This is a genomic window from Pseudomonas sp. LBUM1671, assembly GCF_059695685.1.
In genome coordinates, this window is the sequence record NZ_CP166782.1 from 5,932,932 (window position 1) to 5,947,813 (window position 14,882).

A 14,882-nucleotide genomic window follows, 5' to 3' on the forward strand; every position below is an offset into this window, starting at 1 on the left:
CCAGTCGTCATCCCGCACGTTGTGTCAGCGCCGGATCAACGCTTCCCGGCATTCCCTCCTGACGCCAGCCGTGTAGAATCGCGACATTCATCGCCAGTCATCCCCCGGCGGGTTTATGAGCTCAAGCTGAAGCGCGCGGCGATCCCGCAAAGTTATCGGCAACTTCCGGACACACGGCCATTTCTGGGTGTTCCAGACGTCAATAGAAGCTCACTTCCCTTTTGATACCTGATTAGCCGCCCGGAGTGCTTCATGCCTGATTACCGCTCGAAAACATCCACCCATGGCCGCAACATGGCCGGAGCCCGCGCACTGTGGCGCGCCACGGGGATGAAAGATGACGACTTCAAAAAGCCGATCATCGCCATTGCCAACTCGTTCACCCAATTCGTACCGGGCCACGTCCACCTCAAGGACCTCGGCCAGCTGGTCGCCCGCGAAATCGAACGCGCCGGCGGTGTAGCGAAAGAATTCAACACCATCGCCGTGGATGACGGCATCGCCATGGGTCACGACGGCATGCTCTATTCGCTGCCGAGCCGCGAGATCATCGCTGACTCCGTCGAGTACATGGTCAACGCCCACTGCGCCGACGCCATCGTCTGCATTTCCAACTGCGACAAGATCACCCCCGGCATGCTGATGGCGTCTCTGCGCCTGAACATCCCGGTGATCTTCGTCTCCGGCGGTCCGATGGAAGCCGGCAAGACCAAACTGGCCAGCCACGGTCTCGACCTCGTCGACGCCATGGTCATCGCCGCCGACTCCAGCGCTTCTGACGAGAAAGTCGCTGAGTACGAGCGCAGCGCCTGCCCGACCTGTGGTTCGTGCTCCGGCATGTTCACCGCCAACTCGATGAACTGCCTGGTCGAAGCCCTGGGCCTGGCGTTGCCGGGCAACGGTTCGACCCTGGCCACCCACAGCGATCGCGAACAGCTGTTCCTGCAGGCCGGTCGCACCATCGTCGAGTTGTGCAAACGTTATTACGGCGAGAACGACGAATCGGTATTGCCGCGCAACATTGCCAACTTCAAGGCGTTCGAAAACGCCATGACCCTGGACATCGCCATGGGCGGCTCCACCAACACCATCCTGCATTTGCTGGCCGCCGCCCAGGAAGCCGAGATCGATTTCGACCTGCGCGACATCGACCGTCTCTCCCGCCACGTGCCGCAACTGTGCAAAGTCGCGCCGAACATCCAGAAGTACCACATGGAAGACGTGCACCGTGCCGGCGGGATCTTCAGCATCCTCGGCTCCCTGGCCCGTGGTGGTCTGCTGCACACCGACCTGCCGACCGTGCACAGCAAAACCCTGGCCGAAGGCATTGCCAAGTGGGACATCACCCAGACCGACGACGAAGCCGTGCATCACTTCTTCAAGGCCGGCCCTGCGGGCATCCCGACACAAACCGCGTTCAGCCAGTCGACCCGCTGGGAAACCCTGGACGACGACCGTGAAAACGGCTGCATCCGCAGCGTCGAACACGCCTACTCGAAAGAAGGCGGCCTGGCCGTTCTCTACGGCAACATCGCGCTGGATGGTTGCGTGGTGAAAACCGCAGGCGTCGACGAATCGATCCACGTGTTCGAAGGCAACGCGAAAATCTTCGAAAGCCAGGACAGCGCCGTACGCGGCATCCTCGCTGACGAAGTAAAAGCCGGCGACATCGTGATCATCCGTTACGAAGGCCCGAAAGGCGGCCCGGGCATGCAGGAAATGCTCTACCCGACGTCGTACCTGAAATCCAAAGGCTTGGGCAAAGCCTGCGCCCTGCTCACCGACGGTCGCTTCTCCGGCGGCACCTCGGGCCTGTCCATCGGCCACGCTTCGCCAGAAGCCGCTGCAGGCGGCGCGATTGGTCTGGTGCAGGACGGCGACAAAGTGCTGATCGACATTCCGAACCGCTCGATCAACCTGTTGATCAGCGACGAAGAAATGGCTGGGCGCCGCGCCGAGCAGGATCAGAAAGGCTGGAAGCCTGTGGAAAAACGGCCACGTAAAGTGACCACTGCGCTGAAGGCCTACGCTCTGCTGGCAACCAGCGCCGACAAGGGTGCCGTGCGTAACAAGGCGATGCTCGACGGGCTGTAAGTCTTAACCGTTGAACAAAAAATGCCCCGCCAAGTACGGGGCATTTTTTTGGACTGAACTCGATTAAATGTGGGAGCGGGCTTGCTCGCGAAGGCGGTGGGCCAGTCGACATCAATGTCGGATGTGACGGACCCATCGCGGGCAAGCCCGCTCCCACAGGGATCTTGGGTGTTCACACAATCTGTGATTCACCCGAAACCTTGTGGGAGCGGGCTTGCCCGCGATTGAAGCACCTCGGTCTTACTGAATTTCTTCAGGCTTGACGATCACCCAGTTCTTGTCCGCCGTCACGGGTAACCCTTCCTTGGCCTGAGCCGCGGCGTGCTTGGCCATCATGCCGTTAATCTGGGTCATGTATTTGTCCTTGCGGTTGACCCACAAGTGGATGCCGCCCTTGGCCACGTCGACGCTGTGGAACAGCATGAAACCGTCGCTGGTCGGAGTGTCGCCGCCCACCAGCACCGGTTTTTTCCATTCATCGATATAGGTCAGGATCGCCGCTTGTTTACCCGCCATCCAGGTTGCCGGGGTCCACAGGTACGGGGTCAGTTCGAGGCCGAGGTTGGCTTTCTCGTCATACTTGCCGGCGGTGATTTGCTTGCGTGCCGTGGTCAACTCGCCCGACTTCGGGTCCTTGAGCAACAGACTCACACCAATGACGTTTTGCGGTTTGACGTTGTAGCCGTACTTCGGATCGGAAGCGACCATGCGCACCAGCTCTTCGGAGGCGGCGGTCATCACGTAGACCTCGATGCCGTTTTCCATCAGCTTGTTGTAGAGCTCTTTCTGACCGGTGAAGATTTTCGGCGGGTTGACGTCAAGGTTCTTCACCACGTCGCCTTCGTAATACGTGGCCGGCACCGGTTTGCCCGAAGCCATCAACTCATCGACGTAGCCTTTGAGTTCCTGGAGGGTGAAACCGGAGAACACTTGCGCGACCCATGGATAGCAAACCATGTCGTCGAGTTCGCAGAGGCGATAGTAGTAGCTGAACAGGCTTTCCTTATGGTCGGCGGTGTCCTTGAACGGAATCAGTTTCAGGGAGGGATCGAGTTTGTCGCGGGTGATCAGGCCCTTGTTTTCCATGTACGGCAGCAACGACTCTTCGAGGTCGTAGCGGTAACTGGTGTTGTCCATGTCGAACACCGCGTAGTTACCTTTGTTGGCGTTGGCCGCAATCATCGCGTCCAGCGCCTTGGCCTGATCGGCGGGCCAATGCTTTAGATCCGTGGCGAGTACCTGGCCGGCGAGGCCAAGACAGAGTGCGGCAACCAGAAATTTTGGTGCGAACTTCATCTTCATTTCTCCCTGATTCAAAGATATCGACGCTATCAAATTAGTGTGACAGTCCCCGTCTGCCTACGACCGCCCGCGTCCCTTCCGCGTCAGCTGCATCCCCGACAACGACATCCTCTTATTCCAAAAACGACAGTTAACAGACTTTTTTGATATTAATTCATTAGTTTTCAAGCTGTTAGGCTTGCCGGTTCGCAGCTGCCCCGGAAGGTGGCTGGCACAAGTCTCTCTCGGAGTTCACATGAATCTGCCGCTGATCCTCAATCTGCTGGTATTCCTCGCCCTGCTCTTTGGCTTGGCGCAAACCCGTCATACGGCGTGGAGCTTAGCTAAAAAAGTCCTGCTCGCCTTGGTGTTGGGCGTAGTGTTCGGTGTGGCGCTGCACACGATTTACGGTGCCGGCAACCCGGTGCTGAAAGCCTCGATCGGCTGGTTCGATCTGGTGGGCAACGGTTACGTGCAGTTGCTGCAAATGATCGTCATCCCGCTGGTGTTCGCCTCGATCCTCAGCGCCGTGGCCCGTCTGCACAACGCGTCGTCGCTGGGCAAGATCAGCTTCCTGACCATTGGTACGCTGCTGTTCACCACCGCCATCGCAGCGCTGATCGGCATCGGCTTGACCAACCTGTTCGGTCTGACCGCCGAAGGCCTGGTGGCCGGCACGCAGGAAATGGCCCGTCTGCAAACCATTCAGAACGACTACGCGGGCAAGGTTGCCGACCTGAATGTGCCGCAGCTGCTGCTGTCGTTCATTCCGCAAAACCCGTTCGCCGACCTCGCTCGCGCCAAGCCAACCTCGATCATCAGCGTAGTGATCTTCGCGGCGTTCCTCGGTGTCGCGGCGCTGCAACTGCTCAAGGACGATGTCGAGAAAGGTCAGAAAGTGATCAACGCCATCGACACATTGCAAGCCTGGGTGATGCGCTTGGTGCGCCTGGTGATGAAGCTGACCCCGTACGGCGTCCTGGCGCTGATGACCAAAGTGGTCGCCGGTTCCAACCTGCAAGACATCATCAAGCTCGGCAGTTTTGTGGTGGTTTCCTACATCGGCCTGGGCCTGATGTTTGTGGTCCATGGCCTGCTGGTGTCGGCGGCCGGGATCAACCCGCTGCGGTTCTTTCGCAAGATCTGGCCGGTGCTGACGTTTGCGTTCACCAGCCGTTCGAGCGCGGCGACGATTCCGCTGAGCATCGAAGCGCAGACCAGCCGCCTGGGTATCCCGCAGTCCATCGCCAGTTTCGCCGCTTCGTTCGGCGCGACCATTGGCCAGAACGGCTGTGCCGGTCTGTACCCGGCGATGTTGGCGGTGATGGTAGCGCCGACTGTCGGCATCAACCCTCTGGACCCGCTGTGGATCGCGACGCTGGTGGCGATTGTGACCTTGAGTTCGGCCGGTGTGGCGGGCGTGGGCGGTGGCGCGACGTTTGCTGCGCTGATCGTGCTGCCGGCGATGGGCTTGCCGGTGTCATTGGTGGCGCTGCTGATTTCGGTTGAGCCGCTGATCGATATGGGCCGCACGGCGTTGAACGTGAGTGGTTCGATTACGGCGGGGGCGATTACCAGCCAGATGATGCAGCAGACGGATAAAGAGCTGCTGGGGGCGGATGAGCATGCGGAGTTGGCGCACGCTTAAATTCTTCAGCGTCTGATCTGGCCTCATCGCCAGCAGGCTGGCTCCCACAGGGATTTGGGGTGTTCACACAATCTGTGTTTCACCTCAAACCCACTGTGGGAGCCAGCCTGCTGGCGATGCTTTCAGGCCTTTTCCCAAACTTCAAAGTTGTATGCTGGTTTGTCGCCTTCAGCCGGATTCGGGGTGTTGGACACCAATGTCCACTGCGTCAAATCAAACTCCGGAAACCACGCGTCCCCTTCCGGGCTCAACGCCACGCGCGTCAAATACAGCCGATCCGCCTGCGCCAACCCCTGCGCATATAACTGCGCCCCGCCAATCAACATCACCTCATCGACGCCCTGCTCGTTCGCCCATTCCTGCGCGCGAACCACGGCCGCCTCCAGCGACGGATAAACTTCCGCGCCTTCCAGCACCAGGTCCGCCTGACGGCTGACCACGATGTTCAACCGGCCCGGCAGCGGACGACCGAGGGAATCCCAGGTCTTGCGACCCATGATGATCGGCTTGCCGAGGGTGGTGGCCTTGAAGTATTTGAAGTCCCCCGGCAAGTGCCAGGGCATGCTGTTGTCGACGCCGATCACACGGTTTTCACCGAGGGCTGCGATCAGGCTGAGGGGGAGTGATTTAGTCATGCCGGCGAGGATACCAGAGCCTCCCGTACCCCGATAAGCGCCACAGCGGTTATGCTCACAGCTCATTTGAGCGACGGGATGCCGCGTGACGGAACTGACTCCACTGCAAAACCTCTGGCTGACCGAGACGGTGCGCCTGCGTGAAGAACACGCGGGGCCCCTGGATGATCTGGAAGCCAACCGACTGGCCCGCAGCGCCGGCGGCGACCTGCCGACGCGGATTCAGCGCCGGGCCGTATGGCTGGCCGAACGCGACGGCTTGGCCGACGCCCTCAAACATTGGCTGCAAGGCGCGCGACTGGCGCTGATCGTCATGGCAGTGCTGGCCATCGTCAGTGGCGCGGGCCTGGCATTCGCCGCGCTGGGTGACGGCCAGACACCGGTGAATGTGTTCTGGGCCCTGGGCAGTCTGCTGGGGCTCAATCTGATTCTGCTGTTGAGCTGGGCATTGGGCCTGGTGTTTGCCGGTGAACACGGCGCCAGCCTCGGACGCTTGTGGCTGTGGCTCAGCGAAAAACTCGCGCGCGATGCCAAAGCCGCGCAACTGGCGCCGGCCCTGCTGCTGTTATTGCAGCGACGCAAACTCAATCGCTGGGCGATCGGCGCGCTGGTCAACGGCTTGTGGTTGCTGGCGATGCTCAGCGCCCTGGCGATCTTGCTGACGTTGATGGCGACCCGGCGCTACGGCTTTGTCTGGGAAACCACCATTCTGCGCGGCGACACCTTCGTCGCCATGACCCAGGCCCTCGGCGCCCTGCCGGCCTTGCTCGGTTTCAGCGTGCCGAGCGTGGAGATGATCCGCGCCAGTGGCGATGCCGCGCTGAACATCGAAAGCGCCCGCCAAGCCTGGGCTGCATGGCTGGTCGGCGTGTTGCTGGTCTACGGCGTGTTGCCGCGTCTGCTGCTGGCGCTGTTCTGCCGCTGGCGCTGGACCTCCGGCCAAGCCGCGTTGCGCCTGGATTTGAACCTGCCCGGCTATGCCCAATTGCGCGAACGCCTGATGCCCACCAGCGAACGCCTCGGCATCAGCGATGCCGCACCGGCGCAACTGCATCGCGTCGAAAGCGGCGTCAGTGAACAGCAAAGCGACGGCGCACTGCTGGTGGCCATCGAGCTGGACGATCAACGCCCGTGGCCGCCGCCACTGCCGAAAACCGTGAACAACGCAGGCATTCTCGACAGCCGCGAGTCGCGCAACAAACTGCTCGAACAGCTGAGCCGTTTTCCTCCGGCACGCCTGGCGATTGCCTGCGATCCGCGTCGCTCACCGGACCGTGGCAGCCTGGCCCTGATCGCCGAACTGGCGCGCAATGCCGCCGCCACCCGTGTCTGGTTGCTGCAAGCGCCGCCCGGCGAAGCACTGGATGCCGAACGCCTCGGCGACTGGCATGTGGCGCTGCAACAGCTGGACCTGCCGTTCGCCGATTGCGTGCCTGTGAACTGGCTGGAGACCGGTCATGACTAATGCCTGGAAAGCGCCTTTGAAACTGGCGGTGGTCGGCCACACCAACGTCGGCAAAACCTCGTTGCTGCGCACCCTCACCCGGGATGTCGGTTTCGGCGAAGTGTCCCATCGCCCCAGCACCACCCGCCACGTCGAAGGCGCGCGGTTGTCGGTGGACGGCGAGCCGTTGCTCGATCTCTACGACACGCCTGGCCTTGAAGACGCCATCGCCCTGCTCGACTACCTCGAACGCCTGGAACGTCCCGGCGAACGCCTCGACGGCCCGGCACGGCTGGCCCGATTCCTCGAAGGCAGCGAAGCCCGCCAGCGCTTTGAACAGGAAGCCAAAGTGCTGCGGCAATTGCTCGCCTCGGACGCCGGCCTGTATGTGATCGATGCCCGGGAGCCGGTTCTGGCCAAGTACCGCGACGAACTGGAAGTGCTGGCCAGTTGCGGCAAACCACTGCTGCCGGTACTGAATTTCGTCAGTAGCGCCAACCATCGCGAGCCGGATTGGCGTGAAGCCCTGGCACGCTTGGGCCTGCATGCCCTGGTGCGTTTCGACAGCGTTGCACCGCCCGAGGATGGCGAGCGTCGCCTCTATGAAAGCCTCGCCCTGTTGCTGGAAAACTCCCGCGAACAACTGGAGCGCCTGATCGCCGATCAACAGGCTCAACGCCTGGCCCGTCAGCAAAGTGCGGCGCGGTTGATTGCCGAGTTGCTGATCGATTGCGCCGCGTGCCGGCGCAGTGTGGTCAGCGATGCGGAACAGGAACAGCAGGCGATCAGCGAACTGCGCAAAGCCGTTCGCCAACGGGAGCAGCGTTGCGTTGAAGGCTTGCTCAAGCTTTATGCCTTCCGCCCACAGGACGCGGCGGCCAGTGATCTGCCGCTGCTCGATGGCCGTTGGGGCGATGATTTGTTCAACCCGGAAACCCTCAAGCAATTGGGTGTTCGAGTCGGTGGCGGTATCGCTGCCGGTGCGGCCGCCGGTGCCGGGGTCGACTTGCTGGTGGGCGGCCTGACCCTTGGCGCAGCGGCGCTGGCCGGTGCGATTGCTGGCGGCGCCCTGCAAACCGCGCGCAGTTATGGCAGCCGGCTGATGGGCAAGATCAAGGGCCAGCGAGAATTGACGGTCGACGACAGCGTGTTGCGGCTGTTGGCCCTGCGTCAGCGGCAGTTGCTGCAAGCGTTGAACGTGCGCGGGCATGCGGCGATGGACAGCATCCAGGTGGCCACGCCGCAGGACAAGACCTGGCGCGAAGGCAAACTGCCCGAAGCCCTGAACAAGGCCCGGGCGCATCCGCAGTGGTCGTCACTGAATCCGCAGGCGAAGTTGAGTCAGGCGGAGCGGCAGGAGCAGATAGAGGCGTTGGCGCAGCAGCTATAAACCCTGGTGATTGTGGTGCCTGGGCTGACCTCATCGCGAGCAGGCTCGCTCCCACAGTTGGAATGCGTTCCCCTGTGGGAGCTAGCCTGCTAGCGATGGCTGCGACTCGGTTTCGCGGTCATGCGCTGATCTTCAAGAACTCCCGCACCAGCGCCCTGATCCGGTTGCGATCCGTGCGATCCGCCCGCCCGTCATTGTCCACATCCGAAGCCAATATCAGCTCGAACACCCCGTCGTTATCCAGATCACGGACGGCGGCTTTATAGGCAATCACTGGCCCTTCATGAAAATGCAGGCGCACCGTTTCAGGCGTGCCGTCTGCGGATGGATTCTGCGAGAAGATGCGCAAGTGACGCGCCTCGCCTTCACCGCTGTTGAACCAGGCACACTTCAAATAGGTGTTACCCAAAGCCTTGAGGCGCTGCCGGTCAGTCTCTGTCGCCTCACGCGGCATTTGCTCCTCTTCATGAAACCGGAAACGAACCGTATCCGCCGCCCCTGCCCCGCTTCGATCCTGTGCAATCACTTCCAAATAACGCATCCGTGCACTTCCTTGCGAAAAGCCCAGACTGAGCTGTTGCCGCAAGGTAATCGATCCGCCGTTTCGCTATTACCTGTGAGACAACTCAACGCGACTCGCCGGACAAGAGGTTCACTGCCTTGCGCTTCAACACCTCGAGATCCATCACCGGCACCCACTGCTCCTTGGCCAACTCATCCCACTGCCGCATGCGCAAACTGACTTTGCACAATGGGTCCTGTTCGAAGGCTTCAGCCTCGGCAGCCGTCATCACCCCGCCTTGATATTCCAGGGTCCGGCGGCTGGCTTCGCTCAATCGTTCGTAGTACCCGGGCTCTTTGAGCGTCAGATAACGCTTGGCCTGAACGTGGTATTCCACCAGCCGCGCCAGGCGCTCGCTGAAACCTGCACGACGCAAGTAATCGGCGCCCAGACGCTCGTGGCTGACCACGCCGAAGCCGCCCATGTTCTCGGCGCTCTCGCCGCAGATATGCCCGATGTCGTGGAAGAACGCGGCCAACACCACTTCATCATCAAAGCCTTCGGCCATGGCCAGTTCGGCCGCCTGGGACATGTGTTCGATCTGCGACACCGGCTCGCCGATGTAATCGCTGTCGCCAAAGCGCTCGTACAAACCGAACACCTCAGCGATTACTCGTTCATGACGCACCATCAGCCTTCCCCCAACAATTGAGCGACATTGCGTTCGGCCATCGCCGGCCCGACGCTCATGCCGACGCCGGTGTGCATCAGCGCCACGCTCACACCGGGCATCGGCCGCAGGAACGAGAACGGCGCCGGCCCTCGTGAACCATAGACACCCTGCCAGCGTTCGACCACTTGCACCTTGCAGCCGAGGGTTTGTTCAGCGAGTTCGATCATCCAGTTATCCACTTGCTCGGCGTTGAACGGCGACGGATCGCGGCCGTAATGGTGGGAGTCGCCGATGATCAATTCGCCATAAGGCGTCGGGCTGATCAGCAGGTGGATGCCGTTTTCATGCAGGTGCGGTTCCTCGCGCAGGATTTGCGCCTGCACCGCCGCCGCTTCCGGCAGATCGGCGAAGGCGCCGTAGTGCACGCAACTCAACCCGGTGAGCAATGCGTGTTGCAGATTGAGGTTGATCTGCGGTCGGGCGCGGAGCATTTGCAGGCGGCAGATTTGCGGGTTGAGCGCGGCGATTGGCTCGGCCAGCAAGGTCTGATAGTCGTGGCCGGAGCAGACAATGATCTGCTCGGCGCTGAAGGTGCCGGCGGTGCTGTGCAGGCGACCCGGTTCGATGTCGCGAACCAGGGTGGAGAAGTGAAACTCGACGCCGAGGTCGCGGCGCAGGTAGTCGATCAACGCTGGAATCGCTTCGCGGGAATACAGTTGTTGATCGTCCAGGCCGTGCAACGCGGCGCGGTGATGGCGGAACTGGCCACCGTAGAGATCGCGTAAAGCAGCACCGCGCAGCAGGTCGACGCGGTAACCGTGTTCCACGGCGCGGCCGGTGCAGAAGGCTTCGAGCAGGTGTTCTTCGGCTTCGGTGCGGGCGAACAGGTACGAGCCGTTGCGCTTGAGTTGCAGGCCGGCCAGTTGCGCCCACTGGCCCCAGATGTCGCGGCTGGCCCTGGCCAGTTCGAGCATCGGGCCCGGGGGTTGGCCGGTGACGAGGGCTTGGCCGAAATTGCGGACCGAGGCGCCCAAGGGGGTTTCGCTACGTTCGAAAACCGCGACTTTGAGACCGCGCCTGGCGGCGGCGTAGGCGTGGGACAGGCCGAGAATGCCGGCGCCGACGATCAGCATGTCGTTGTGTTGTGTCATGTGGATTTGTCCTGAATTCAAAGCCGCCATCGCTGGCAAGCCAGCTCCCACAGGGTCTCTGGTGTTCACAAAACCTGTGTTCACCCTGAATCCCTGTGGGAGCTGGCTTGCCAGCGATGGGGCCCTGTCAGCCGATAGAGATCTTACTTGGCAGCCACTTTCTCGGACTTGCCGTCATACCGCTTGCGCCACTCGGTCAGGATCTCGTCGCGATGCTTCGACGCCCAGGCAAAATCGTTTTTGATCAAACGCTGCTCGTAATCCGCCGGCAATTCGGTCTGCGGCTTGGCAATCCCCGGCTGCGCGAGCACCGCGAAGTTCTCTTTATAAAGCTCCATCGCCGCCGGGCTGGCCGAGAAGTCAGCCAGTTTCTTCGCGGCGTCTTCATGCGGTGTGCCTTTGATCACAGCGGTCGCTTCGATCTCCCAGCCCAGGCCTTCCTTCGGCAGGATGATGTCCAGCGGTGCGCCCTGGCGCTTCAACTGAACAGCCGGGTATTCGAAGGAAATGCCGATCGGAAACTCTCCCGCCGCCGCCAGTTTGCAAGGCTTGGAACCGGAGTGAACGTACTGGCCGATGTTCTGGTGCAGGTCGTCCATGTACTGCCAGCCCTGCTTCTCGCCGAAGGTCTGCAGCCAGGCGCTGACGTCGAGGAAGCCGGTGCCGGACGAGGCCGGGTTGGGCATCACGATTTTGCCTTTGTACTCAGGCTTGGTCAGGTCCTGCCAGCTCACCGGTTTGGTCAAACCCTGCTTTTCGGCTTCGACCGTGTTGAAGCAAATGGTCGCGGCCCAGACGTCCATGCCGACCCAGGCGGGCGGGTTGGCCGCGTCGCGGTAGTTGCCGCCGATCTTGCCCAGGTCTTTCGGCGCATAGCTTTGCAGCATGCCTTGCTGATCGAGAATCGCCAGGCTCGAGGCCGCCAGGCCCCAGACTGCGTCAGCCTGTGGACGGGCTTTTTCAGCCAGCAGTTTGGCGGTGATGATCCCGGTGGAATCGCGCACCCACTTAATCTCGATGTCCGGGTTGGCTTTTTCGAAGGCTTCTTTGTAGGTCTTCAGTTGCTCGGCTTCGAGGGCGGTGTACACCGTCAACTCGGTTGGCGCCGCGAAGGCGTTCAGGCTGAAAGCGGTGAGGACAGCAGCGGCCAGGGCCAAGGGCTTGAACATGATCTTTTCCTGTTTTGAGTTGAGGTTTGCGGGATGGGGAATCAATTGCCAGGCGCGGTCTGCCGCCAGGCCTGAGAGCGGCGCAGCAACCCGCGCGAAGCCCAGGCCAGCAGCAGGGACACGCCCGCCGAGGTAAAGAGAATCAGGGTCGACATCGCCGCCGCGCCGCCGACGTTGCCGGCATCGTCCATGTTCAGCACCGCCACCGCCGCGAGGATGGTGTCGGGGCTGTAGAGGAAGATCGCCGCCGAGACGGTGGTCATGGCCGAGACGAACAGGTAGCGCACGATGTCCAGCAGCGCCGGCAGGCAGATGGGCACGGTGACCCGCAGGTAGTGCCGATACAGCGGCGCCTTGAGCGACAGTGCGGCGGCTTCGAACTCGGCGTCGAGCTGGCGCAGCGCCGTGGTCGCGGTCATTTGCGCGGTGGTCAAATAGTGAGCAATGGTGCAGACCACCAGCAGGGTCATGGTCCCGTAGAGCACATGCAGCGGGTTGCCGCTGAGGTTGAAGAAAAAAACGTAACCCAGGCCCAGCACCAGACCTGGCACCGCCATCGGTACGAAACTGAGCATGCGCAGGGTCAGGTTCAGTCCGCGCTGGCCCTTGGTTTTTTCCATCAGGTAGGCGCCGGTGAAAATCAGCACGCTGCCGATCAACGCCGTGCCCAGGGCCATCTGCACGCTGTTGCCGTAGGCCAGCCAACCACCGCCCGCGGTGTCGTTGAACTGGTAGTGGTTGAGCGACAGCGACAGGTTGTACGGCCAGAATTTCACCAGTGAGGAGAACACCGCCATGCCGAACACCAGCAGCAACACCGCGCAGATCAGCAGCACGATGACCAGGTAGCAACCGTCCCGCAGCTTCGACGGTGCCGGTTGAAACACCTGAGCCCGGCCGCTCATGGAATCGCCGTGACGTCGACGCAACCAGGCATCGACCCCGAAACTGAATAGTGCCGGCAGTAACAGAACCATACCGATCAAAGCGCCGCGACCGAATTGCTGCTGGCCGACCACCGCTTTGTAGGCCTCCAGCGCCAGCACTTGATAATCGCCACCGACCACCACGGGCACGCCGAAGTCAGTGACCGTCAGGGTGAACACCAGACAAAACGCCGCGAACACGGCCTGACGCGTTGCCGGCCAAGTAATGCTGCGAAAGGCCCTTGCCGGACTGGCGCCCATGCTGGAGGCGGCATCGAACAGTCGCGCATCCGCCAGGGAAAGCGCCGACAGAAGAATCATCAAGGCGTGTGGGAAGGTGTAGATGACCTCGCCCAGAACAATGCCCCAGAAGCCGTAGATATTGTCCGAGAGCAAACCGCGCAGCATGCCCTGGTTGCCGAACAGATAAACCAGCGCAATCCCCGGCAACATCGACGGCGCCATCAATGGCAGCAGCGACATCCCGCGCCAGATGCCTTTGCCGGGAATCAAGGTGCGTTGCAGCGCGTAGGCAAACAGGTAGGCCAGCGGTACGACAATCGCCGCGACGCTGAGGGACACTTTCAAACTGTTGCCCAGCAACCAGTGGAAGTTCGCACTGGTCACCAGTTCACGAGCCGCGACCAGGCCGCCACCCTGCCCCGCTTCCGAGCTGAAACCGCGCCAGAAGATCGCCAGCAACGGCATCAACACCGCGATGCCAAGCAACACCAATAAAAGGACTTTGCCACCGACCACGAACACCCGGTCGCCGATCTCGGCACGGGAGGTCTGCCGAACCTGCTTGTGCGGTATCGGCAGCGCGATGTTCGCGCTCATCAGGCAAACACCTGCAGGCTGCGTGGCGGCAAGGCGACCATGATCTGCTGCGCGCCAAGACGCGGCATCGCTTCCGGTGCCAGTTCCGCCAGCAAGGCGTGGCCGGGCAGTTGATCGAGTTCGAAGCTCATGCGGCAGCGGTTGCCGAGGAAGGTGATTTCGCGAACCTTGGCCGGAAACAGGTTTTCTTCGTGTACCGGCGGGTTGACGTTGATCGCCTCCGGGCGGCAAAACAGACGGCCCGACGTGGTTTTGGCGCTGCCATCCACCAGGCGCATGCTCATTCCGCCGACTTGGGCGTGGCTGTCGCTGCTGCGGCTGAATGGCAGCCAGTTGCCCTGGCCGACAAACTCCGCCACAAACGGTGTGGCCGGGCGGTCGTAGATTTCCTGCGGCGTGGCGTACTGCTCGACCTTGCCGTTGTTCATCACGGCGATGCGGTCGGCCATCAGCATGGCCTCGTCCTGATTGTGCGTGACCATCAAGGTGGTAACGCCGAGGTTGCGTTGCAATTGGCGCAGTTCGGTGCACAGATGCTCGCGAACCCGGGCGTCGAGGGCCGACATGGGTTCGTCGAGCAACAACAAGGACGGCGCTGGCGCCAATGCCCGAGCCAGTGCCACACGCTGCTGTTGGCCGCCAGACAATTGGCCGGGGTATTTTTTCTCGCTGCCGGTCAGGCCGACCAGTTCCAGCATCTGACCCACGCGTTTTCGCACTTCATCGCGACCACTGCCAGCGAGGCCGTAGGCAATGTTCGCTTCGACGGTGAGATTGGGGAACAGCGCGTAGGACTGGAAGAGAATGCCGTAGTCCCGCACCTGGGGTGCCAAGTGGGAAACGTCGCGATCGCCGAGGTACAACTCGCCGCTGTCCTGTTTCTCCAGACCGGCGATGCAGCGCAGCAAGGTGGTTTTGCCACAGCCCGACGGGCCCAGCAGACACACCAGCTCACCGGCGGCGACGTCGAGGGAAACATTGTCCAGCGCGGTGAAGGCGCCAAAGCGTTTCTGCACGCCGCGCACTTTCATCGGCGCGCCGGGGTTGGTCAGGGCAGTTGTGATCGAGTGGTTCATGGACGGACCTCATCAAGCAGATGAGAGCCATCCTAGGTTTGTAATGCGTCGGT

Annotated in this window: 12 protein-coding genes; 4 read left to right on the plus strand and 8 right to left on the minus strand. The window is 61.7% G+C overall.

The genetic code is table 11. From position 1 onward, the window contains the following. The first annotated feature begins 252 nt into the window (after nt 1-252). Complete coding sequence (ilvD, locus tag ACA060_RS27485; RefSeq protein ID WP_007945541.1) at nt 253-2,094, plus strand: dihydroxy-acid dehydratase; 1,842 nt, start codon at nt 253-255, stop codon at nt 2,092-2,094. 240 nt (nt 2,095-2,334) lie between these two features. On the opposite strand, the gene ACA060_RS27490 is transcribed toward ilvD, so the two are convergent. Continuing rightward, nucleotides 2,335-3,390, minus strand: a complete 1,056-nt coding sequence (locus ACA060_RS27490) for an HAD family hydrolase (protein ID WP_497314313.1) — start codon at nt 3,388-3,390, stop codon at nt 2,335-2,337. 241 nt (nt 3,391-3,631) lie between these two features. Between ACA060_RS27490 and ACA060_RS27495 the strand changes: the two genes are divergently transcribed. Continuing rightward, nucleotides 3,632-5,023 (plus strand): L-cystine transporter, encoded by a 1,392-nt coding sequence (locus tag ACA060_RS27495; protein ID WP_497314315.1) that lies wholly within the window; start codon nt 3,632-3,634, stop codon nt 5,021-5,023. A gap of 122 nt (nt 5,024-5,145) precedes the next feature. On the opposite strand, the gene ACA060_RS27500 is transcribed toward ACA060_RS27495, so the two are convergent. After that, entirely contained in the window at nt 5,146-5,658 is a 513-nt protein-coding gene (locus ACA060_RS27500; RefSeq protein WP_109635646.1) for a dihydrofolate reductase, read from the minus strand. Nucleotides 5,659-5,743: 85 nt separating this feature from the next. Between ACA060_RS27500 and ACA060_RS27505 the strand changes: the two genes are divergently transcribed. Together ACA060_RS27505 and ACA060_RS27510 are read left to right on the plus strand one after the other, a co-directional pair. Then, on the plus strand, nt 5,744-7,123 hold the full coding sequence (locus ACA060_RS27505) for a DUF2868 domain-containing protein (RefSeq protein WP_109635648.1): 1,380 nt from the start codon (nt 5,744-5,746) through the stop codon (nt 7,121-7,123). After that, complete coding sequence (locus tag ACA060_RS27510; RefSeq protein ID WP_497314318.1) at nt 7,116-8,492, plus strand: GTPase/DUF3482 domain-containing protein; 1,377 nt, start codon at nt 7,116-7,118, stop codon at nt 8,490-8,492. Before ACA060_RS27505 ends, ACA060_RS27510 begins: the two co-directional genes overlap by 8 nt. Before the next feature lie 118 nt (nt 8,493-8,610). Here ACA060_RS27510 and ACA060_RS27515 read toward each other — a convergent pair whose 3' ends face one another. The 6 genes from ACA060_RS27515 to ACA060_RS27540 form a co-directional block, all read right to left on the minus strand. After that, nucleotides 8,611-9,078, minus strand: coding sequence for a hypothetical protein (locus ACA060_RS27515; protein ID WP_497314320.1), 468 nt, complete (start codon nt 9,076-9,078; stop codon nt 8,611-8,613). A 40-nt stretch (nt 9,079-9,118) separates the two neighbouring features. Beyond that, entirely contained in the window at nt 9,119-9,685 is a 567-nt protein-coding gene (locus ACA060_RS27520) for a phosphonate degradation HD-domain oxygenase (protein WP_497314322.1), read from the minus strand. Next, the gene (locus ACA060_RS27525; RefSeq protein WP_497314324.1) at nt 9,685-10,818 is read right to left on the minus strand and encodes a TIGR03364 family FAD-dependent oxidoreductase; all 1,134 of its coding nucleotides are present in this window, start codon (nt 10,816-10,818) and stop codon (nt 9,685-9,687) included. Before ACA060_RS27525 ends, ACA060_RS27520 begins: the two co-directional genes overlap by 1 nt. 143 nt (nt 10,819-10,961) lie before the next feature. Then, nucleotides 10,962-11,987 (minus strand): putative 2-aminoethylphosphonate ABC transporter substrate-binding protein, encoded by a 1,026-nt coding sequence (locus tag ACA060_RS27530; protein ID WP_109635657.1) that lies wholly within the window; start codon nt 11,985-11,987, stop codon nt 10,962-10,964. 41 nt (nt 11,988-12,028) lie between these two features. Next, nucleotides 12,029-13,753, minus strand: a complete 1,725-nt coding sequence (locus tag ACA060_RS27535; RefSeq protein WP_497314326.1) for a putative 2-aminoethylphosphonate ABC transporter permease subunit — start codon at nt 13,751-13,753, stop codon at nt 12,029-12,031. After that, nucleotides 13,753-14,829, minus strand: a complete 1,077-nt coding sequence (locus tag ACA060_RS27540; protein WP_497314328.1) for a putative 2-aminoethylphosphonate ABC transporter ATP-binding protein — start codon at nt 14,827-14,829, stop codon at nt 13,753-13,755. The genes ACA060_RS27535 and ACA060_RS27540 overlap by 1 nt, the downstream gene beginning before the upstream one ends. Nucleotides 14,830-14,882 lie beyond the last annotated feature (53 nt).